The sequence below is a fragment of the Brucella sp. NBRC 14130 genome, from assembly GCF_040371715.1.
In the GTDB taxonomy this organism is placed as follows: Bacteria; Pseudomonadota; Alphaproteobacteria; order Rhizobiales; family Rhizobiaceae; genus Brucella; species Brucella intermedia.
In genome coordinates, this window is record NZ_BAABTE010000003.1 from 154,238 (window position 1) to 175,528 (window position 21,291).

Here is a 21,291-nt window from a genome sequence, read left to right on the forward strand (position 1 = left end):
GACATTTCCTGGAACGGATTGCTTACTTGAAGCGGTAGGTGATGCGGCCCTTGGTCAGGTCGTAAGGGGTCATTTCAACCAGCACCTTGTCACCGGCCAGAACGCGGATGCGATTCTTGCGCATACGGCCAGCCGTATGGGCGATGATTTCATGTTCGTTCTCGAGCTTCACCCGGAACATAGCATTGGGCAGCAGTTCCGTAACAACACCCGGAAATTCTAGGACTTCTTCTTTCGCCATGCGATACCTGTTTCTTTCTTCGATAAACTGCGCTCTCGAGCGGTCTTTAGAACGCCGTGCGTCTCTGGGACGCACAAAGGACGCTCTGATTTATTGAATCTACGCATCGTGCTTTCCGAAATCGATTCCGATTTTCGGGCTGATGCGGTAGGTCGGAATTTGCGCGGAACCTATATGATTAGGCGGCATTTGTGAACAACGGAATTCGGCGAACTTATTGCTCGTCAAAACGGTGCATGATCTGGCGTTTCAGACGGTCACGCACATCGCGATAGGCCGCCATGATCTGGCTTCTGCTGCCCGTTACCAATGTCGGGTCCGGCGTCGGCCAATATTCCACATCGACCGAGAAACCGCGCATGCGTTCCAGCACGGTGTGGTGGGCAAGCGGCGTCAGCGTTACGATCAGATCGAAATAACCATCCGCCAGTTCTTCGAGGCCACGTGGCTGCCGATTGTCGAGGGACAGGCCTTCTTCCTGAAGGACTGCATCGACAAACGGATCGCGCTCGCCCCGCTTCACGCCTGCGGATGCTACATAAATATTGGGGGGAAGGGCCTGTCTTGCAAGTAATTCCGCGATCGGCGAGCGAATTGAATTCTTGCCGCAGACGAAAAGCAGAGACTTGGGCAGGCGTGGTTTATGATCTTCATTGCCGTCGGCGCTGGATTTTCGGGGAGGGACATCAGTGATGACCATCAGTGATCAGCCCCTCCAGTGCAGGACGCAGACAAGGGTGAAAAGCCGCCGCGCCGTGTTGAAGTCTACCTCGATCTTGCCCTTCAGTCGCGCCTGGAGCGTTTGCGACCCTTCATTGTGCAGGCCGCGCCGCCCCATGTCGATTGCCTCGATCTTGCTTGGCGTCGCCGAGCGGATCGCCTGGTAATAGCTTTCGCAAATCATGAAATAGTCCCGCACGACGCGGCGCAAGGGCGTGAGCGAGAGAATATGGGTTGCGACATCCTCGCCGGTTTCCCGTGCGATGGCGAAAATCAGCCGTGATTCCATCAGCGAGAGCTTCAGGCGGTAAGGTCCGCCCGTATCGTCCCCGATCGGGTGGAAGGAGTTTTCCTCGATGAGATCGAAGATGGCTACCGCGCGTTCATGCTCGACGTCAGGCGTCGAACGCCCGATGGATTCATCGAGCTCGACGTCAATAAGGCGGGCATTTGGAACACCGGCAGTCATGTCACCTCATAGGTTCAACCGGATGGCGACGGACTGGGCGTGGGCATCGAGGCCTTCAGCGCGGGCAATTTCGATTGCCGCAGGCCCGAGTACGCGCAGCTGATCGGGGCCGAGCTTGAGAAGCGACGTGCGTTTCATGTAGTCGAGAACCGAAAGTCCGGACGAAAAACGCGCCGAGCGCGCCGTCGGCAGCACGTGGTTGCAGCCGCCGACATAATCGCCGATCACTTCCGGCGTATACCCGCCGATGAAGATCGATCCGGCATTGCGGATTTTTGGCAGCAAGGCTTCCGGGTCAGCGGTGGCGATTTCCAGATGCTCGGCTGCAATGCGGTTGGCAAGCGGAATGGCGGCTTCAAAATCCTCGACCAGAATGACGGCCCCGAAATCGCGCCAGCTTGCGGCTGCGGTTTGCGCGCGCGGCAGGTTGCGGAGCTGGCGTTCGACAGCTTCCTCCACCGCTATCGCCAGCGCTTCATCATTGGTCATGAGGATCGATTGCGCCGCTGTATCGTGCTCTGCCTGGGCAAGCAGGTCAGCGGCGATCCAGTCGGGATTGTTGTCCTTGTCGGCAATGACCAGAACTTCCGATGGGCCTGCGATCATGTCGATGCCGACCGTGCCGAAGACGATGCGCTTGGCGGCAGCAACATAGGCGTTGCCGGGGCCGACGATCTTGGCGACGGGCTTGATTGTTTCGGTGCCATAGGCAAGGGCCGCGATAGCCTGCGCACCGCCGACGCGGTAGATTTCGGAAACGCCGGCCAGACGTGCGGCCACCAGAACCAGTGGATTGAGAATGCCATCGGGCGCCGGGACGACCATGACGATGCGCTCCACGCCCGCCACCTTGGCAGGAACGGCATTCATCAGGACGGAACTGGGATAGCTTGCCGTGCCGCCCGGAACATAAAGCCCCACGGCCTCGATGGCCGTCCAGCGCGAGCCAAGCTCGACGCCCAGCGCATCGGTGTAACGGTCATCCTTCGGCAATTGCCGCGCATGGTGCTTCTCGATGCGCTCATGGGCGAGTTTCAGCGCCTCGATTGTCGAGGCGGGCGCGGTCTCGAAAGCCGCATCGACTTCGGCTTCGGTTACCGCAATGCCGATTTTATCAAGATCGATCCGGTCGAAACGGCGGGAATAATCGATGAGCGCGCTGTCGCCTTCGCGGCGCACGCGTTCGACGATTTCCCGTGCTGCCCGGTCCACATCTTCGGACGCTTCGCGCTTGCTTGCCAGAAATGTCGCGAAATTATTCTCGAAATCGGGATCGGTTTGTCTGAGCGTCTTGACCACGCTTCTGTTCCTTCAAATCTGCCAAATCTGCTTGCCAGCCAAATGTGCTCGCCAGACCGGCGTCCGGCTGACGAAAGACGGTCTCGTGTGACCTTCTTTCAGACGTTATGGCGAGGAAGCGATTCTGTTTCCCATGCCGCGCCAAGGTCCGTCATTTGCGCCTCAATGCATTCCACTTCAAGACGGATAGCCGCATTTGCCGAAAAAGTCAGTTCTATTGTTCCGGCAGGTGTTTCACCGGCGGTGAACTGAACGGCCATCAGGGAAAGCACCTCATCCGGCTTCTGGCGGTCTATCCCGGTTGCCCGGGCGGCAATCACGCGGTTGAAGTGCAGGGCGGTGCGGCGGCGCTGATATTGCGGCTTGCGCAGGAATCGCGGCTTGCTTTCTTCCCAGACGAAACGGTTCGCCGTCAGGATGAAGCGCTTTTCATTGGCGAGATATTGAAGGTCGGATACTTTCAAAACCGCGTCCTGAAGATGAGCCGACAGGACCTGCAAATCCTCCTCATCCAGCGCCACGAGCTTCAGCATATCCATACTCCAACACCACTTTCCCGTTATCGGTTAATAACTGTTCCCGGCGGCGGGGAAATCAACCACCCGCCTGATTGTTGATCAACCTGGCCCAATATCAGCCTGGCCAATTATCAACTTGGCATGCCGAAACAAAAAAATCGACAGGCTTTTCAAGCCTGTCGCTGTTCATTGGCTTCTTAAAGAGGAATCAGAAAAGAGCGGAGCAATGAAAGTCGCTCCGCTCGGCCCTATTAACCACTGATGCGTTCCACCAACGCGCCGCAGCGGGACAGTTTTTCTTCCAGCCGCTCGAAGCCGCGATCCAGGTGATAGACGCGGTTGACCATGGTTTCGCCCTCGGCGGCGAGGCCCGCGATCACCAGGGAAACCGATGCGCGCAGGTCCGTCGCCATCACCTGTGCGCCTTTCAGGCGCTCCACGCCTTCGACGGTTGCCGTCTGGCCGGACAGGGAGATCTTTGCGCCGAGACGCGCCAGTTCCTGCACGTGCATGAAGCGATTTTCAAAAATGGTTTCCGTGATGCGCGAAGTGCCCTTCGCCTTGGTCATCAGGCCCATGAACTGCGCCTGCAGGTCGGTCGGGAAACCGGGGAAGGGGTCGGTGGTGACGTCGACCGGCTGGATGCCATGGCCGTTGCGCACCACGCGCAGGCCGCTATTCGTCTCGGTGATCTCGGCACCCGCCTGACGCAGCGTGTCCAGAGCCGACGACAGCAGGCTTTCCTGCGCGCCTTCCAGAAGCACGTCGCCGCCGGTCATCGCAACGGCCATCGCGTAGGTGCCGGTCTCGATACGGTCGGGAATGACGCGAACGCGTGCACCCGAAAGGCTGGTCACGCCTTCCACCTGGATGGTGCTGGTGCCCGCACCGGTGATTTTTGCGCCCATTGCGTTGAGGCAGTCGGCGAGATTGACGACTTCCGGCTCGCGGGCCGCATTCTCTATGATCGTCTCTCCCTTGGCGAGGGCCGCTGCCATCAGCATGACATGGGTCGCGCCGACGGAGACTTTCGGGAAGCTGTAGCGGGCACCCACAAGGCCGCCCTTCGGTGCGCGCGCCTTGGCATATCCGTTTTCGATGTCGATTTCGGCGCCCAGCGCCTGAAGCGATTCCAGCAGCAGGTCCACGGGGCGGGTTCCGATGGCGCAACCGCCCGGCAGCGAGACGGTTGCCTCGCCGGTGCGCGCCAGAAGCGGCCCGATGACCCAGAAGCTGGCGCGCATCTTCGACACAAGCTCATAAGGCGCGGTCGTGTCGACGATATTGCGGGCGGTGAAGTGAATGGTGCGCGAATAGGCGCCGTTCTGGTGCTCGCGACGCCCATTCACCGAATAGTCGACGCCGTGGTTGCTCAGGATGCGTATCAACTGCTCGACATCGGCCAGATGCGGCACGTTTTCGAGCGTCAGCGTATCGTCGGTCAGAAGCGAGGCGATCATCAAGGGCAGGGCGGCGTTCTTGGCGCCGGAGATTGGAATGATGCCGTTGAGCTTGTTACCGCCGACGATTTTGATGCGATCCATGCTGTGTCACCTTCTGGGCCGATACCTTGCCCGATAAATTTGCACCAAATCCAGCGGCCGGTACGGCGCGGAGGCGTTGCGTGATGAAATTACGAGTCTTGCGGCCAAATTACGTCAAATACGAATCACAAAAGGACGATATCGCTGCGAAGAACAGAAATGAGCTTTTACCGCAGAGCCTCCCTATCTTCAAGAAAGGCTTTGTCGTCGTGATTCTCAGTCGGTGTCGTCGCTGGCAGCGGTGATGCCGTCGTTTCGTTCATCGGCTTCGCCTGCGCGCCGGGATCTCAATTGCGCTTTGCGGCGCATGAGATTCGCGCGCAATTCCTCGGCCCGGCGCTTTTTGCGCTGGTCGGATTGGATTTGTTTCTCTTTGTTGGTGGTCGTATCGCTCATGACGGTCTTCTACTACGGGAAAAAGGGCCGGAAAAGCGGGTTTCAGATGCGTGTTCGGCAGATTTCCACATTATGTGAAAAGAAATGCAATTGCTTGCTTGCGATTTGCGTAATGATGTGGCAGAAGTCCGCCGCACTCAAGAGATTGCTGCGGTAGCTCAGTGGTAGAGCACTCCCTTGGTAAGGGAGAGGTCGAGAGTTCAATCCTCTCTCGCAGCACCATTCTATCTTCTTGAATTGGCGGAACTTCCTGAAAAACAAAGACTTTTGGCTGGCTTCTGGTTCACAGAGGTGGTCCCTACGAGTTTGTCTATGTCTTCACCTTACAAGCATCCGAAGACCGGGCGTCTATTATCTCAGGCATCGCTGATTTGAAGGACAAGGCGAGGGGCAAGATTGTCGCCCTTCCCATAAGCGGAACGCTCAAAAGCTGCACCGTGGCAGAGTGTTAAGGCATCTCTTGAGGCGAAAGACCCGGCAGGCGCCAAGGCGCGTTATCGTGAAGCCGGTGCGTTATTGTCGAAGTTTTGGAAGGCAATGGTCGCAGCAGGAGGCAAGAGTAAGCTTGCGTGTCCTGCCTTTCAGGAAGGCGCTCCCTGCCGTCATCTTTTCAAATGCTATGATCGGCGACCTACCGAAGTATGGGCCGAAGGAAGCACAATAAGGACTATTAGAATCCCCGTCGGTGGAAGCTTAGAGGGGGCTAACGGCGGTGGCTTGCAAGCAGGCAATTTTTAACACACCCTAAATTGGAAATGTATCTCTATCCAAATGCGTGTGTAATGGCCTTGCCGAAAGGTATTTATGGTTCCAGTATCCATTTTAATAGAAAACAGTTATGAAAAAATATCTGACCTTAGCAATCATTAGTGTTTCACTGCTCGGCGCGACAGAAGCTTGGTCGCAAGCGCCTAATAAGCCAATAAAACTAACCATGTTTTATAAACATAATGTAAATATGACTGTTCCGCAATGGAAAAATAATAGGCAATGCCGATTTGAAAACATAGTAAGATGTTTAAACAATTGCGATACTTGGTACAAGGAATGCATACCTTGTGGAGATGGATCTTATACGTGCGAGATGCCGGGATAACTGCGATTTTCTAATGAATTCTCTGATGTATTACTAATTCAATCGCCGCTTGGCCGTTGAAGGCTGGCGGCGTCTCTGTTTTGATAACGGCTGAGACTATGTCACCCATCATGTTTAATAATGGGGAGCAATCACGAAGGATGTTCGAAAGCTCCTCTAGGTGCACTGTACGGTGACCAGCATTGGCAAGATTATTGAGAAGCTTGCTGGCTACGAGATTCGGCGCGTTCGTCGCAACTGCAAGGCGCTCCGCATTTGCAGCTTTTAATGAGGTCGGCGCAGTTCACGCCGGCCCCGCTTCAGCGGGGCACTCGTTCTGCGGCAGGCTTTTACGTGCCGCCTTCCTTGTTTTTCTTCTTCTTACCCTCATCATAATGAAATTTGATGGCAAAGAACATGGCCACGCCCAACACGATGACCTTGAATGCCATCAAGCCTATAGGGATCCATTCCATTTAACTGCATTCCCGAGCTGCTATTTTCCGTGACTGGCACTAGCACATCTCGGTTCGATGAACAGATCATATTTGGTTGATCTCGCTGACGTTTGGAAAAGCGCTGTGTCGTGCGAATGGGATATTCGTTCAGGCGGGCGCAATCATGCCATGCCGCCTTTCTTTCGCAGCCGCTCTTTTCGATGTATACTGCCTGCCTGATCGTCAGGCTTCACGCGGATTATCCGCGGATCATGTGAAAGCCGGAAATTGCGTGCAGGCCTGTCCTGACCGCCGCCCTTGCCGTCAGGACTGCCTAACCCGCAGGAGGAGCGTCATGGCACAGTTTCATGTAATTGCAGGTCGGGACCAGACTGCCTTTTATCCGGACGTCAAGCGCATCCAGATGGCGGATGTATTCGACGCCCTGCGTTTGGGTTTCGACGACTTCTGGGCGAAGCCATCGCATTACGTTTTTCTTTGTCTCATATATCCGCTGGCCGGGTTGTTCATTACCTATTGGAGCACGAACGCAAATGCGCTGCCGCTCCTGTTCCCCCTCATGTCCGGCTTCGCGTTGATCGGGCCGGTCGCCGCCTTGCCGCTTTATGAAATGAGCAGGCGCCGCGAGGAGAAAATGGACACGAGCTGGAGGCGCGCTTTCGATGTCAGCCGCTCCCCGGCATTGCCGTCAATCGTGGCCGTCGGCTCCTTCCTTTTCGCCATCTTCATTGCGTGGTTGTTGGTGGCTCAAAATCTCTATGTTCACTATTTCGGCCCCATGCCGCCCGAGAGCTTCTCGATGTTGATCAATCAGGTGTCATCGACGGAAGAGGGACGCAGTCTTATTTTCGCCGGTTGTGGCATTGGTTTCCTTTTTGCAATCATCGTCCTGTGCTTGACGATTGTCACCTTTCCAATGCTGCTCGATCAGGATTGCGGGGCTGCGGCGGCTATCGCGACATCATTGCGCGTCGTCTGGCGCAATCCCCTGGAAGCGCTGCTTTGGGCGGCAATTGTAACCGCTATGCTTGTCGTGGGCTTCGCCACCATGTTTGCCGGACTGGCCGTGGTGCTGCCCATCCTCGGACATGCGACCTGGCACCTCTATCGAAAGACGGTTGCGCAGCCGGCGTTGGCGCGCATGGGATGATCGGGACGGATCGGAGGGCCGACGACCAAAAGTAACCTGTCGTGGAACTCCGAAATACGATTGGGCTGGACAAACGGATATTTGCAGTGGCCAATATAAGAGACGGCATTGGTAACACTTCATAGTTCCCAATAGTGTTGTGCCGTGTTGGCGTCGCGCCAGTGACGCCGCATTACTTCTTGTTTTGAGCTTGAGAGGCAAACAAATGTTTCGTGCCACTGCCATTATTCGTGCGGATGAGGTGATCGATGCTGTGCCTGCGGGCCACGCCGTTCTTGAACGCGATGAACGCCATCTGCGGCGCAAAGCCATTGCTCTGGAGGGCGGCGAGAAGGTGCTTGTCGATTTCGCGGAGCCGGTTGTGCTGGGTCACGGAGACAGGCTTGTTCTGGACGACGGGCGCGAAATTGAAATCCGCGCTGCAAGCGAGGAACTCTACGAAATTCGCGGGCGCGATCCGCTCCACATAGCTGAACTCGCCTGGCATATCGGCAACCGGCATCTGGCGGCACAGATCGAGAATGACCGTATCTTCATTCTTCGCGATCATGTCATCAAGGCGATGCTCGAGGGGCTTGGCGCCAAGGTGACGGATGTAACGGCAATTTTCAGCCCGCTGCGCGGTGCATATGCGGGCGGCCATTCGTATCATGACCACGGACATCATCATGGTCACCACGACCACGACCACGACCATCATCATCACCATCACCACGACTGATATTTACTGGCATTAGCGACATCATGGCCATGAAACACGAACCCCCACATTCGAGGCTTTTTCGCACATGACACAGAAAAACGGACCCTTGCGCATCGGCATTGGCGGGCCGGTGGGATCGGGAAAGACGACGCTGACCGAAAAGCTCTGCAAGGCGATGCGCGATAAATATTCGGTCGCCGTGATTACCAATGATATCTACACGCAGGAGGACGCCCTTATTCTGGCTCGTTCCCAGGCCTTGCCCGAGGAGCGGATCATGGGCGTCGAGACGGGCGGATGCCCGCACACGGCGATCCGCGAGGACGCCTCCATCAATCTGCAGGCAATTGCCGAAATGAACCGGCGGATTCCGGATCTGGATATCGTCTTCATCGAATCCGGCGGCGACAATCTGGCGGCCACGTTCTCGCCCGATCTGGCGGATCTGACGCTTTATGTCATCTCGGTTTGCCAGGGCGAGGAAATTCCGCGCAAGGGCGGACCGGGTATCACGCGGTCGGATTTCCTGGTGATCAACAAGAGCGATCTCGCCCCTCATGTGCACGTCGATCTCGACGTCATGCAGGGGGATGCGGCGCGGATGCGCGGCACGCGACCGTTTGGTTTCACCGATCTCCATCGCGGCAAAGGCGTGCCGGAGATTATCGACTTCATCGTCGAGAATGGCGGGCTGGAGCTGCGTTGAGCGCAGCTCGTTACGGGATCATGTCTTCAAAAATGGGAGTTGTTTCAGCGCGCTTTTGTGCCGCCGGGGACGGGAACATGCCAGCCCCGCGCCGGCAGCGCCAACGCCGAACTGTGCATAAAATCAACCAGGAAGGGAATGGCGCACCCGAAAGGATTCGAACCTCTGACCCCCAGATTCGTAGTCTGGTGCTCTATCCAGCTGAGCTACGGGTGCTTGCCTGTGTGCCGCTCGCTGCGGCGATGGGCGGTTGATAATCGGACAAATCGCTAAATGCAAGCGTCTTCTTAGAAAAAAATGTGGTTCTGTGAAGATTTCTTGTCAGGTCTCGCATTTCCGGGCTTTTCGGCCGGAACCGGTGCAACGGCAGATTGTCTAGGCGTTCTCTTCGGTCCGCTGGTTGCTGCGGTCTTCGTGGCGCATCTGCAAATCAGGAATGCGAATCTCGAAATGCGCGCCAACAGGGCGGTCCTCGCGAAGCTCGATTGTGCCCCCATGCGCGCGAACCAGTTCCTGCGCAATGGCAAGCCCGAGGCCGGTGCCGTCGCTGCGCGTCGAGCCACGGAATGCCGTGAAAAGATTGTCGCGCGCCTTTTGCGGCAGGCCGGGGCCGGTGTCCTCGACGCCGATGATCGTCGTCGTCCCGATTCTTCCCGCCGAAATCGTTAGTCGCTTGACCGTCGCGACATCAGTCGTCTGGTCACGCTCCATGGCCTGAACGGAATTTCGGCAGAGATTGCTCAGGACCCGGAACAACTGCTCCGAATCGACATTCAGCTCAAAATCTTCCGGAACGAGATTCTCGAACTCGATGCTGCTTTCGGAGCTGGGACTCAAGGTTTCCTGTACATCCGCGATAATGGTGTGCAGCAGGACGCGGCGCGGTCGCGGCGGCGCTTCCTGCGAGCGGCCATAGGCCATCACGCTTTCGGAATAGCTGATCGCACGGCTGAGCGTGCGAATGAGCTTGGGGGCGAACCGCTGCACCATCGGGTCTTCGGTATCGGCAAGCCTGTCCGACATCAGCTGTGCCGACGCCAGGATATTGCGCATGTCGTGGTTGATCTTGGAAACGGCGAGGCCGAGATCGGCCAGGTGTTTCTGTTCCTTCAGCGTTCGCTGGAGGTCGCTTTGAATATGGGATATCTGCCGCTGGGCGATGCCGAATTCGTCCTTGCGATTTTCCGGAACGAGAATGAGCGCGGGATTGTCGGGAGACGATGCGAAGTCGATCATGTTGCGATGCATGATGCGCACCGGCCGCAGCAGCATTTCATGGATGATCAGGTAGATCAGGCTTGCCGCTATCACGGAAATGATGAGGGATATGAAAGTGACGTTGCGCGCATAGACGAGCATGGCGTGGCGAAGCGGCGCATCGGAGGTGACAATTTCGATGACACGGTCCGGCGAACCGGAGGATGAAACCGAGCCGAATATCCGCAGCGTTCTCTCCCCGCCATTGAACAAGGTGCCGAATGCATCCCAAATGGCCGCCGCTTCGCTGATATTGTTCAGATCGATGACCTGATCGATCTTGCCGGGAACCTCCGACATGGCGAGCAGGCGCGACGCCCCGGCTTCACGCATGGCGATCGCCTTGGTGCCGGTGGCCAGAAGCACCTTGTCTTGGATTTCGCGCGGCACATCCATGTTGCCGCTGGCCGCCAGCACTTCGCTGACGGCGCCTACCGTATCGAGCCGGGAACTCATCCAGCGCACGCGCATATTGGCCACGGACGGGACGAAGATCAGAACTTCGGTAATCAGCACTGCGAGCGCGGTCAGCAGCAGGAGCTTGCTCGAAAGCCGGTTGCGCCAGGGCAGTCGTGTAAACTGGGTTGGAGAGAGCCGCTCGACGGTCGCAGTCCGAGAGGCCGCTTCGGGGGAAAGCGCGCCCGTGTCCGTGGTCTTTTCAACAACCGCCATAGCCTGCTTCCAATTCAAGGCGAACCGGCCCAATTGCCGCGGTGCCTAAACCGGTCTGCCGTCGAAACGCAATTCATAAAGGTAGCCTCCTATATATGGAGCCGACCGATAAATCCAACAGCCTTTGTTCAATCGGTTAAAAACGCGCCCGGTTCCGCGCACTTCATGCGCAGCATTACCGAAATTTAACTCGACGGTGCGAGGCCTCTATGCAAAATCGTAGCCGGAAAAATCCGTATTTCTTCTGGTCCTGCCCGGGGAATGCGTGATTTGCGCAATGTGAAGGCAATCATCATTCTGATACTATTTGCTGGCATTTTCCGCGCCCGACATAATGGTTTCGAATACGAGGTCCGTCAGGGCGACGGTACACCTCGCCGGAGAGCTGAATGAAATCCTGGAAGCAGATTGCCTTGTGCCTGCTCATCGCCGCGGCCGCCATCGGCGGCTGGTATGCATATAAGAACAAGTCCGATGTGGTGAAGGCCGCCGCAACGGGCGAAGCGCCCAGAAACGGGGGCGGGCGGTCTGCGCCGCTGGTCGTCGTGGAAGCGGCGGGCGAAGAGACCATCAACAACCGGTTGACGGCTATCGGCTCGGCACGGGCTCTCAGCACCGTTTCGATAACCCCATATTCCAGCGGTTACATGACGAAGCTTTACGTCAAGGCTGGCGACATGGTGAAGGAAGGCGATCCGGTCGCAGAACTTGATGCCGAGACGGAGAAGATCGCCGTCGCCAAGGCGGAAACAGCATTGAAGGATGCGCAGACGACCCGCCAGCGCATCGCAAAATTGCGGGCGACGAACACGGCAACGGAAGTTCAGGTGGTCGAAACGGAACTGGCGGTCGCCAATGCGCAGCTTGCCTTGCAGGACGCCCAGCTCGCCCTGAGCCGCCGCACGGTCCGTGCGCCGATTTCCGGCATCGTCGGCATCCTGCCCGTCAATGTGGGCAATTACATCACCGCACAGACGTCCATCGGCCGCATCGATGACCGGTCGAAAGTGCTGATCGATATTTGGGTGCCGGAACGGTTCGCGCCCCAGATCAAGGTCGGACAGCCCTTGACGGCGGAATCGACCGCTTTTCCCGGCGAGACCTATAGCGGCGAAATCAACGCCGTGGACAACATGCTGGACGAAGCCAGCCGCACGCTGCACGTCCGTGCAGAAGTCCCCAACACGCAGGATCGCCTGCGCGCCGGCATGTCGTTTTCCGTCACCGTTCTTTTCCCGGGCGACCGCTATCCCTCGGTCGATCCGCTGGCCATCCAGTGGGGCGCCGACGGTTCCTATGTCTGGCGCGTCGAGGACGGCGTAGCCCGCAAGATCGACGCGCGTATCGTTCAGCGCAATTCAACAAATATCCTCATCGACGGTCCGGTGAAGCAGGGCGACCTGATCGTCACGCAGGGCGTCCAGACCGTGCGGGACGCCGCACCCGTACGCGTGAAGGACGAGCAGGGTACGGCACTGGCGGACCCGGCCTCGGCAAAGCGGACCGCAGGATGAGGACGACAACGTGACCGGTCACAATTCCTCATCCGACAAAGGCGGATCGACGGCGCTGTTCATCCGCCGTCCCGTCTTTGCATTCGTTATCAATGTTCTGATCGTTGTTGCGGGTCTGGCCGCTTTCACGGGCGTCGATATCCGCGAACTGCCGGACGTCGACCGGCCCGTCGTGACGATCAGCACGGATTTCAAGGGCGCGTCCGCTGAAACCATCGACCGCCAGTTGACGCAGGTCCTTGAAAACGCGGTGGCGCGCGTCTCCGGCGTGAAATCCATTTCCTCCACATCGTCTTTTGAGCGAAGCCGCGTCACGGTGGAGTTCAACGACGGCGTGGACCTCAATGTCGCAGCCGCCGACATGCGGGATGCGATCTCCCGCGTTGCCAATGACGTGCCGGAAGAGGCGGACCCGTCCCGCATCATCAAGGCGGACTCCAATGCCGATGCGGTGATGCGTCTGGCGGTTACGTCCGACACCATGTCTGTCGATGACATGACGGTGCTGGTCGAAGACCAGATACAGGATATCCTGTCCGCCGTTCCGGGCGTCGCCGACGTCCAGATCAACGGTGACCGCGACAAGATTTTCCGCATCGATATCAATCAGGCGCGCCTTGCAAGCTATGGCCTGACCATTGCCGATATAACCAAGGCGCTTTCCTCCATGGGGCTGGACGCCCCTGCCGGTTCGCTGCGCAGCGCCGATCAGTCCATCGTGGTTCGCGCCACGGCCAATCTGGAAAAGCCGGAAGATTTCGAAAACGTCTATATCAGCGGACGCACGCAGATTCGCGATGTCGCGACCGTCACGCTGGGGCCGGATATCGAAAGTTCCGCCGTTCGCTCCAACGGCAAGACGGCAATCGGTCTCGGCATCGTCCGTCAGGCGCAGTCGAACACGCTCGACATTTCGGAAGGCATTCGCGCAGCGGTCGCCAATCTGCAGAAGACCTTGCCTGCGGGCGTCAATATTGCCGTCACCAGTGACGACGCGAACTTCATCAATGGCGCTATCCATGAGGTGGAAATCGCGCTGGTCGCGTCGGTGATCATCGTCGTGGCAATTATCTTCATGTTCCTGTGGGATATACGCGCGACGCTCATTCCGGCCTTGTCCATGCCCGTCGCCCTTATCGGCACGATTGCGGCCATCTATCTGGCAGGGTTCTCCGTCAATATCCTGACCTTGCTGGCGCTGGTGCTGGCGACAGGTCTCGTGGTCGATGACGCCATCGTGGTGCTGGAAAATGTGGTCCGGCGGCGCAATCAGGGCATGGGGCCGCGCGCCGCTGCCGTGCTCGGCACACAGGAAGTCTTCTTTGCCGTCATCGCCACCACGCTCACGCTGGCGGCGGTCTTCGTGCCGATCTCATTCCTGCCGGGTCAGGCGGGCGGTCTGTTCCGCGAATTCGGCTTCGTTCTGGCGATTGCGGTGCTGCTGTCTTCCGTGGTGGCGCTGACGCTTTGCCCGATGCTCGCCTCCCGCTTTCTCAAGGAAGGCAATGGCGAGGATGGTGGTCATGGCCCGCTTTTCCTGCGCCGGATCGGCGGTGGACTTGCTGCGTTTTACAAGAAGACGCTGCATCTCTGCCTGTCGGCGCCGTTCGTGGTTGTGCTCGTCGCCCTGCTTTTCGCCGGTGCATCCTTTGTCGGCTATGGCCTGATCCGTCAGGAACTGACGCCATCGGAAGATCGTGCCGTTGCGTTGCTGCGCATCAACGGGCCGCAAGGCATCAGCGTGGAGTTCCTTCAGTCGCAACTCGACCGGATCGAGGAAGCGATCCAGCCGCTGCGCGACAGTGGTGAAATCACCACCACCTATGCCATTGCTGGTTCCGGCGGATCGGCCAATAACGGCTTCGTCGTCCTGACGCTGGCACCGTGGAAGGAACGCGCGCGCAGCCAGCAGGAGATCATGGCTGACATTACCCAGCGCATCAAAGGCATAACGGCGGTGCGCATATTCACCACCCAGCCCAACAGCCTTGGTATTCGCGGCGCGGGCAACGGCTTGCAGTTCGCCATTGTGGGCAGCGACTACGCCAAGCTGCAGCCTGCGGCGCAGGCGGTTGTCGCCGCGCTGGAAAAGGACACGCGCTTCGTGCAGCCGCGCCTTTCCGTGGAGCCGACCCAGCCGCAATTGTCCGTCGAGATCAATCGCGAGCGGGCCTCGGATCTGGGTATCGACATCACCGGGCTCGCCAATGCCGTGCAATCCGTGCTGGACGGCCGCAAGATAGGATCGGTCTATGTCGGGGATCGCAGTTTCGACGTGAAACTCGTCGCCACCACCAATCCGATCAACGATCCGACCGATCTTGAAAACATTTTCATGAAGACGACGGACGGCCGTTATGTGCCTATGTCGTCCATCGCTTCGGTTGTCGAGAAGGCGGTTCCGCCGCAGCTTGATCGCGAGACGCGCCAGCGTTCGGTCTCGATCACGACAAACCTGCGCGACGATTTCGCCCTGGGCGACGCCTACAAGGCCGCGCAGGAGATCGCAGCGCCTCTGTTGCCGCCGGGCAGTCACATCATTCCGCTGGCCGAAGCTTCCACACTCAGCGAAACGTCAAGCGGTCTCGCCATGGTGTTCGGCTTTGCCATCATCATCATTCTTCTGGTGCTGGCGGCACAGTTCGAAAGCTTTGTCAGCGCCCTGATTGTGATGGCCACCGTTCCGCTGGGGCTGGGCTGCGCCGTTTTCGCCATGCTGCTTACCGGCACCAGCCTGAACGTCTATAGCCAGATCGGCCTTGTGCTTCTGGTCGGCATCATGGCCAAGAACGGTATCCTGATCGTCGAGTTTGCGGATCAGTTGCGTGACAAGGGCTTGAGCGTTCGCGAAGCAATCGAGGAAGCATCCAATATTCGTCTCCGCCCTGTCTGCATGACCATGATCTGCGCAGTTCTGGGCGGCGTGCCCCTGATTTTGGCGAGCGGTGCCGGTGCGGAAGCCCGCGTGGCTCTGGGCTGGGTCATTGTCGGCGGTCTTGGTCTTGCAACCATCGCGACGCTCTATGTGACGCCGGTCGCCTATCTGCTGCTTGGACGCTTCACGCAGCCCAAGGCAGAGGAAGAAGCGCGGCTTGAACGGGAACTCAATCAGGCGCTCAAGGGAAAGCCGCAAAGAGGCGGGGCGGCTGAACCGGCGGAATAGGCTTGAGCACGTCCCCAAAGGTGGAAACCGGCGGGATCAGGTTGCGAAAAAGCAAATCAAAAACAGAAAACCGGCCTTTGGGGCCGGTTTTCTTTTCTCATTTCAGAGCATGATCCAATCAGAATGAAAGGCGCTCCGAACGCGAGCGATCACTTCTTCATGGCGTCGGTGATCTTCGCGGTCCACGCGCCTTCCGGCTTCTTGGTGATGACCGGATCGGAACCGCCGCCGAGCAGGGTTTCCACCGTGCGGTCGGCAGCCGCTACGTCGAGGGTGCCATCGGAACCATCGACCAGCTTGCCGATTTCCTTGACCATACGCTCCTGGACTTTCTTGGTCTGCGCGCCGGAAGCATCATTGTCGAGCACGATATCGGCAGCTTCCCCCGGATTTTCGGAGGCATATTTCCAGCCCTTCATCGAGGCGCGGACAAAGCGGGCCAGCTTGTCGACCATCGCCGGATCGTCGAGGCTCTTTTCCAGCACGTAAAGCCCGTCTTCCAGTGTCGCGACGCCCTGTTCTTCATAAGGGAAGACGACAAGCTGGTCGGCTGGAATGCCCGCATCGATCACCTGCCAGTATTCATTATAGGTCATGGTGGAAATGCAGTCGGCCTGCTTCTGGATCAGCGGGTCGACATTGAAGCCCTGCTTCAGCACCGTCACGCCGTCCTTGCCGCCCTCGGTCGGGATTTTCAGATGGCTCATCCACGACAGAAATGGATATTCATTCCCGCCAAACCAGACGCCAAGGGTGCGGCCCCGAAAATCTTCCGGCTTGGTGATGTTGGTGTCCTTGCGGCAGGTCAGCATCATGCCGGACTTCTTGAAAGGCTGCGCGATGTTGACGAGCGGGACGCCTTTTTCGCGCGTCGCAAGCGCCGAGGGCATCCAGTCGACCACGACATCTGCGCCGCCGCCGGCAATCACCTGCGGCGGAGCGACGTCCGGCCCGCCCGGCTTGATATCGACATCGAGATTTTCTTCCTCGTAGAAGCCCTTGTCCTTGGCCACATAGTAGCCGGCGAACTGCCCCTGCGTGACCCATTTGAGCTGCAAGGTCAGCTTGTCGGCAGCCATTGCCGAACTGCTCATAAGAGCGAGCGCCAGCCCCGCAGTCCCAAGGCATAAAGAAATTGCCTTTTTCATTTCCGTTCTCCTCTGGTTCTTTTTATCAGGCGTATTCCGAAAACCGGTTTCCCCTTTTCTGAATGCGCTTTGGTCTGCCTTATGTTTGCAGATGCCAAATATTCGGGCCTAGGTCCTCCTGTATGAAGGGTGCCAGAATGTCAGTCTGCGCTCGATCAGCGCGATCAGCCCGTAAGAGAGCGAACCGGCAAGCGCGGCTACGAAGATTTCCGCCCAGACCATGTCCACATTCATGCGCCCGATTTCCGCCGAGATGCGGAAGCCCATGCCGACGATCGGCGTGCCGAAAAATTCCGCCACGATCGCGCCGATCAGCGCCAGGGTGGAATTGATCTTGAGAGCGTTGAATATGAAGGGCATGGCCGCTGGCAGGCGCAGCTTGAACAATGTCTGCCAGTAGCTGGAGCCGTAGGTTTCCATCATGTCCCGTTCCATCGCCCCGGCACTGGCAAGCCCCGCGACCGTATTCACCAGCATCGGGAAGAACGTCATGATGATGACAACCGCTGCCTTTGACTGCCAGTCGAAACCGAACCACATCACCATGATCGGCGCGACGCCGACGATGGGAAGCGCTGCGGCCAGATTGCCGAGCGGCAGCAGCCCCTTGCGCAGGAACGGAATCCGGTCCGCGATGATGGCGGTGATGAAACCAAGGCCGCACCCGGCGACATAGCCGATGATGACAGCCTTGAGGAAAGTCTGCCTGAAATCCGCCCAGAGGATCGGTACGGACGCGGCGATGCGCGCCCAGATCGCCGAAGGTGCAGGCAGGAGAACCTGCGGGATGGCGAAGAGCCGGACCGTTACTTCCCAGAGCAGCAGCATCGCGATGCCGAACAGCGCCGGCACGGCGATATCCAGCATCTTCTGGCCTACGGGATTGCGGGTCTTCAGGCTTGCCACCCAACCCACGAGCAGCCAGGAACCGGCAATGAGCGCCATGACGGAAAGAATGCCTGTCATCATGCTGCCGCCCTTTCCGGCTTCGCGCCCATGCGCCGGTTCACGAGCTGCGCTGCGATGCCGATCAGCGCAACCAGCACGGCGGCCATCAGGGCAGCGGCAACGAGGGCAGCCCATATCTGCACGGTCTGGCCGTAATAAGAGCCTGCAAGCAGCCGCGCACCCAGTCCCGCAACCGCTCCGGTCGGCAACTCACCCACGATGGCGCCGACGAGGCTGATGGCGACCGCGATCTGCATCGACGTGAAAAGAAACGGCATGGCCGCAGGCCAGCGCAGCTTCCAGAACACCTGCGATCTTGATGCATTATAGGTGCGCATAAGGTCGAGATGCATCACGTCGGGCGATCTCAGCCCCTTCACCATGCCGACAGCTACCGGAAAGAAGGAAAGATAGGTCGAGATGATCGCCTTGGGCAGCAGGCCGGATATGCCGACAGCATTCAGCACCACGATGATCATCGGCGCGATGGCGAGGATCGGGATCGTCTGTGAGGTGATGATCCACGGCATCAGGCTCTTGTCGAGCGTGCGGGAATGGACAATGCCGACAGCAAGGAGGACGCCAAGCGCCGACCCCAGCACGAAACCCAGCAAGGTGGAGGATAATGTCACCCACCCGTGATAGACGAGGCTGCGCTTGGAGCTGGGCTTGACCCCGAAGACGGTCTTCCAGATTTCCTCGGCCACCTGATGCGGCGCGGGCAGGACCGGCCGCTCCTGATGCATCGTATTGGCGACGAGCGTTGAGAAAGTGATTTCCGTTCCCGCGCGGGTAGCCTGATCCCGTTCGAACGGCGCATTGAGCACAATCGCCAGCCCATACCAGAGCGCGATGATGACGGCGAGTATGGTCGTCACCGGAATGAATCTGTCGCGCAGAAAACCTTTCATGGGCGATCTCCGGCACAATGCGGTTGAGGCGCGCGCTCACTCATGAATATGCCCCAGACGCAGGCCTTCACGGACCCGGTGGGCAATTTTCAGGAATGCTTCCGATTCCCTGATTTCCAGCGGTCTGTCGGGGCCAAGGTCGCAATCGATGATTTCATGTATTCGGCCCGGGCGCGGGCTCATGACGACGATCTTGGTCGAGAGAAACACCGCTTCCGGAATCGAGTGCGTGACGAAAATCACGGTCTTGCGTGTCGCGGCCCATAGTTTGAGAAGCTGTTCGTTGAGGTGATCGCGCACGATCTCGTCGAGCGCGCCGAAAGGCTCGTCCATCAGCAGCATGTCGGGATCGAAGGAGAGGGCGCGCGCGATCGATGCGCGCTGTTGCATGCCGCCGGAAAGCTGCCACGGATATTTCTTGCCGAAGCCCGAGAGATTGACGAGCGCGAGGTTCTTTTCGATCCGCTCGCGCCTTTCGGCCCCGGAGAAGCCCATGATCTCCAGCGGCAGGCTGATATTGTCTTCGATAGTGCGCCACGGAAACAGGGCTGCCGCCTGAAACACATAACCATAGGACCGGTCGAGGCGGGCCTGTTCCGGTGTTTTCCCGTTCACGGTGACGGAGCCGGAGGTCGGCCGTTCGAGATCGGCGACGACACGCATCAACGTTGTCTTGCCGCATCCCGAAGGGCCGATGAAGGAAACAAACTCGCCGCGCCTGACGGCGAGATCGATATTCGACAGCGCATGGACCGGCCCGTCATTCGTCTCGAAGACGAGCGACAGGTCCTTGATATCGATCACGGTCTGCGCATTTGCCTCGCCCCCCTTCGGGGCCATGCTGTCATTCAAACTCATGCGCGGTTCCCGAAGCTGGACGATGGCCATGTGTCAGACCCCTATCGGCATATGTTCGGCGCTGCGCTCCACCTTGCGCGGCGCAACGATTTCCTTCCATTGCGACAGCGCCCGATTGACGGCTCCATTCGGCTCGCGCTCGATGAAGCGTCCGTCGCCGGGTTCCGCCGTGACGTTACCCTTGTCGAAAGCAACCCGCCCGCGGGAAAGCGTCATCTTCGGCAGGCCCTTGAGTTCAAAGCCCTCGAACACGTTGTAATCGATGGAGGAATGCTGGGTCTTTGCAGAAACCTTCCTGGTGGCCTCCGGGTCCCAGATGACGAGATCGGCATCCGCTCCCGGCAGCACGGCGCCTTTCTGCGGATAGATGTTCAATATCTTGGCGATGTTGGTTGAGGTAACGGCCACGAATTCGTTTGGCGTCAGGCGCCCGGTACGCACGCCGCGCGACCACAGCACCGGCATGCGTTCTTCCAGCCCACCCGTTCCGTTTGGAATCTTGGTGAAATTGCCGATGCCGTAGCGCTTCTGCTCGGTGGTGAAAGCGCAATGGTCAGTCGCAACGCATTGCAGGCTTCCTGCCGCAAGGCCAGCCCAAAGACTGTCCTGATTGGCCTTGTCACGGAACGGCGGAGACATGACCCGGCGGGCCGCATAGTCCCAGTCCCGGTTGTGATATTCGCTTTCATCGAGCGTCAGATGCTGGATCAGGGGCTCGCCGAAAACGCGCATTCCCTTCTGGCGCGCACGGCGGATCGCCTCATGGCTTTGTTCGCAGGACACATGCACGACATAGAGCGGCACGCCTGCCTGATCGGCAATCATGATGGCGCGGTTGGTGGCTTCGCCTTCGACTTCCGGCGGGCGGGAATAGGCATGCGCCTCCGGCCCGTCATTGCCTTCGGCCATCAGCTTCGCCTGCAATTGCGCGACAATGTCGCCGTTTTCGGCATGAACGAGCGGCATGGCGCCAAGTTCCGCGCAGCGCTGGAACGAAGCGAACATCTCGTCATCGTTCACCATCAGCGCGCCCTTGTAGGCCATGAAATGCTTGAAGGTGTTGATGCCGCGCTTCACCACTTCGGCCATTTCGTTGAAGGTTCGCTCGTTCCAGCCGGTGATGGCCATGTGGAACGAATAGTCGGTGCGCGCCTTGCCCGCTTTCTGGAACCATTCCTGCAACGCTTCCAGAAGATTACCCTCCGAGCCGGGCAGGACGAAATCGACCACCATCGTGGTGCCGCCCGCAAGCGCGGCTGCGGTGCCGGTATTGAAATCGTCGGAGGAATAGGTGCCCATGAAAGGCATCTGCAAATGGGTATGCGGGTCGATGCCGCCGGGCATGATATAGCAGCCGGATGCATCGATCACTTCATCGCCGGAGAGATTGTCGCCGACGGCAACGATCTTCTCGCCTTCGATGAGAACATCGGCTTTAAAGGTGCGGTCAGCCGTGATGACGGTTCCGCCTTTGATGACCTTTGCCATTGTTCGTCGTTCCCCTTTTGGTTTTGTTGCGAACAGTAGCAGTATCGGAGAGG

Annotated in this window: 19 protein-coding genes, 2 tRNA genes and 1 pseudogene; 7 read left to right on the forward strand and 15 right to left on the reverse strand. The window is 58.5% G+C overall.

Annotated elements, in window-relative coordinates; all coding sequences use genetic code 11:
* Nucleotides 1-22: 22 nt before the first annotated feature.
* From infA to ABWW28_RS06890, 7 genes are all read right to left on the reverse strand, one after another.
* Nucleotides 23-241, reverse strand: coding sequence for a translation initiation factor IF-1 (infA, locus tag ABWW28_RS06860; protein WP_002965531.1), 219 nt, complete (start codon nucleotides 239-241; stop codon nucleotides 23-25).
* A gap of 214 nt (nucleotides 242-455) precedes the next feature.
* A complete protein-coding gene (locus tag ABWW28_RS06865; protein WP_244629898.1) occupies nucleotides 456-941 on the reverse strand; it encodes an arsenate-mycothiol transferase ArsC in 486 nt (161 codons plus the stop codon).
* Between the two features lie 6 nt (nucleotides 942-947).
* Complete coding sequence (locus tag ABWW28_RS06870) at nucleotides 948-1,430, reverse strand: UPF0262 family protein (RefSeq protein WP_006465974.1); 483 nt, start codon at nucleotides 1,428-1,430, stop codon at nucleotides 948-950.
* Nucleotides 1,431-1,436: 6 nt separating this feature from the next.
* The gene (gene hisD, locus ABWW28_RS06875) at nucleotides 1,437-2,729 is read right to left on the reverse strand and encodes a histidinol dehydrogenase (RefSeq protein WP_112670703.1); all 1,293 of its coding nucleotides are present in this window, start codon (nucleotides 2,727-2,729) and stop codon (nucleotides 1,437-1,439) included.
* A 98-nt stretch (nucleotides 2,730-2,827) separates the two neighbouring features.
* Nucleotides 2,828-3,268, reverse strand: a complete 441-nt coding sequence (locus ABWW28_RS06880; protein ID WP_021586309.1) for a DUF2948 family protein — start codon at nucleotides 3,266-3,268, stop codon at nucleotides 2,828-2,830.
* Nucleotides 3,269-3,498: 230 nt separating this feature from the next.
* Entirely contained in the window at nucleotides 3,499-4,791 is a 1,293-nt protein-coding gene (gene murA / locus ABWW28_RS06885) for a UDP-N-acetylglucosamine 1-carboxyvinyltransferase (RefSeq protein WP_112670701.1), read from the reverse strand.
* A 216-nt stretch (nucleotides 4,792-5,007) separates the two neighbouring features.
* Nucleotides 5,008-5,187, reverse strand: a complete 180-nt coding sequence (locus ABWW28_RS06890; RefSeq protein WP_006465978.1) for a hypothetical protein — start codon at nucleotides 5,185-5,187, stop codon at nucleotides 5,008-5,010.
* A gap of 147 nt (nucleotides 5,188-5,334) precedes the next feature.
* Between ABWW28_RS06890 and ABWW28_RS06895 the strand changes: the two genes are divergently transcribed.
* A tRNA-Thr gene (locus ABWW28_RS06895) sits at nucleotides 5,335-5,409 on the forward strand.
* A gap of 49 nt (nucleotides 5,410-5,458) precedes the next feature.
* Nucleotides 5,459-5,727: pseudogene (locus ABWW28_RS06900) on the forward strand (DUF6538 domain-containing protein); the annotation flags it as partial.
* An 885-nt stretch (nucleotides 5,728-6,612) separates the two neighbouring features.
* Here the strand turns inward: ABWW28_RS06900 and ABWW28_RS06905 are convergent.
* Nucleotides 6,613-6,738: a hypothetical protein gene (locus ABWW28_RS06905; RefSeq protein ID WP_006465979.1), complete on the reverse strand. Its 126-nt coding sequence runs from the start codon at nucleotides 6,736-6,738 to the stop codon at nucleotides 6,613-6,615.
* Between the two features lie 316 nt (nucleotides 6,739-7,054).
* Between ABWW28_RS06905 and ABWW28_RS06910 the strand changes: the two genes are divergently transcribed.
* From ABWW28_RS06910 to ureG, 3 genes are all read left to right on the forward strand, one after another.
* A complete protein-coding gene (locus tag ABWW28_RS06910; RefSeq protein WP_112670699.1) occupies nucleotides 7,055-7,870 on the forward strand; it encodes a DUF2189 domain-containing protein in 816 nt (271 codons plus the stop codon).
* Between the two features lie 205 nt (nucleotides 7,871-8,075).
* Nucleotides 8,076-8,591 (forward strand): urease accessory protein UreE, encoded by a 516-nt coding sequence (gene ureE / locus ABWW28_RS06915; protein WP_112670697.1) that lies wholly within the window; start codon nucleotides 8,076-8,078, stop codon nucleotides 8,589-8,591.
* A 67-nt stretch (nucleotides 8,592-8,658) separates the two neighbouring features.
* Entirely contained in the window at nucleotides 8,659-9,279 is a 621-nt protein-coding gene (gene ureG / locus ABWW28_RS06920; RefSeq protein WP_100647983.1) for an urease accessory protein UreG, read from the forward strand.
* Nucleotides 9,280-9,418: 139 nt separating this feature from the next.
* Here ureG and ABWW28_RS06925 read toward each other — a convergent pair.
* Nucleotides 9,419-9,495, reverse strand: a tRNA-Arg gene (locus ABWW28_RS06925).
* A gap of 159 nt (nucleotides 9,496-9,654) precedes the next feature.
* Nucleotides 9,655-11,208 (reverse strand): sensor histidine kinase, encoded by a 1,554-nt coding sequence (locus ABWW28_RS06930; RefSeq protein WP_112670695.1) that lies wholly within the window; start codon nucleotides 11,206-11,208, stop codon nucleotides 9,655-9,657.
* Nucleotides 11,209-11,597: 389 nt separating this feature from the next.
* Between ABWW28_RS06930 and ABWW28_RS06935 the strand changes: the two genes are divergently transcribed.
* Nucleotides 11,598-12,722 carry an efflux RND transporter periplasmic adaptor subunit gene (locus ABWW28_RS06935; RefSeq protein WP_100647986.1) on the forward strand — a complete coding sequence of 375 codons (1,125 nt, stop codon included), beginning with the start codon at nucleotides 11,598-11,600 and terminating at the stop codon, nucleotides 12,720-12,722.
* Nucleotides 12,723-12,732: 10 nt separating this feature from the next.
* A complete protein-coding gene (locus tag ABWW28_RS06940) occupies nucleotides 12,733-15,885 on the forward strand; it encodes an efflux RND transporter permease subunit (RefSeq protein ID WP_112670693.1) in 3,153 nt (1,050 codons plus the stop codon).
* 149 nt (nucleotides 15,886-16,034) lie between these two features.
* Here the strand turns inward: ABWW28_RS06940 and ABWW28_RS06945 are convergent, their stop codons facing one another.
* The 5 genes from ABWW28_RS06945 to hydA all read right to left on the reverse strand — a co-directional run bounded on the left by ABWW28_RS06945 (nucleotide 16,035) and on the right by hydA (nucleotide 21,238).
* The gene (locus ABWW28_RS06945) at nucleotides 16,035-17,033 is read right to left on the reverse strand and encodes an ABC transporter substrate-binding protein (protein ID WP_006465987.1); all 999 of its coding nucleotides are present in this window, start codon (nucleotides 17,031-17,033) and stop codon (nucleotides 16,035-16,037) included.
* A gap of 108 nt (nucleotides 17,034-17,141) precedes the next feature.
* Nucleotides 17,142-18,002: an ABC transporter permease gene (locus ABWW28_RS06950; protein WP_006465988.1), complete on the reverse strand. Its 861-nt coding sequence runs from the start codon at nucleotides 18,000-18,002 to the stop codon at nucleotides 17,142-17,144.
* On the reverse strand, nucleotides 17,999-18,892 hold the full coding sequence (locus tag ABWW28_RS06955; protein WP_021586299.1) for an ABC transporter permease: 894 nt from the start codon (nucleotides 18,890-18,892) through the stop codon (nucleotides 17,999-18,001). Before ABWW28_RS06955 ends, ABWW28_RS06950 begins: the two co-directional genes overlap by 4 nt.
* A gap of 36 nt (nucleotides 18,893-18,928) precedes the next feature.
* A complete protein-coding gene (locus ABWW28_RS06960; protein WP_502904577.1) occupies nucleotides 18,929-19,732 on the reverse strand; it encodes an ABC transporter ATP-binding protein in 804 nt (267 codons plus the stop codon).
* Nucleotides 19,733-19,783: 51 nt separating this feature from the next.
* Nucleotides 19,784-21,238 carry a dihydropyrimidinase gene (gene hydA / locus ABWW28_RS06965; protein ID WP_353390608.1) on the reverse strand — a complete coding sequence of 485 codons (1,455 nt, stop codon included), beginning with the start codon at nucleotides 21,236-21,238 and terminating at the stop codon, nucleotides 19,784-19,786.
* Nucleotides 21,239-21,291: the final 53 nt, after the last annotated feature.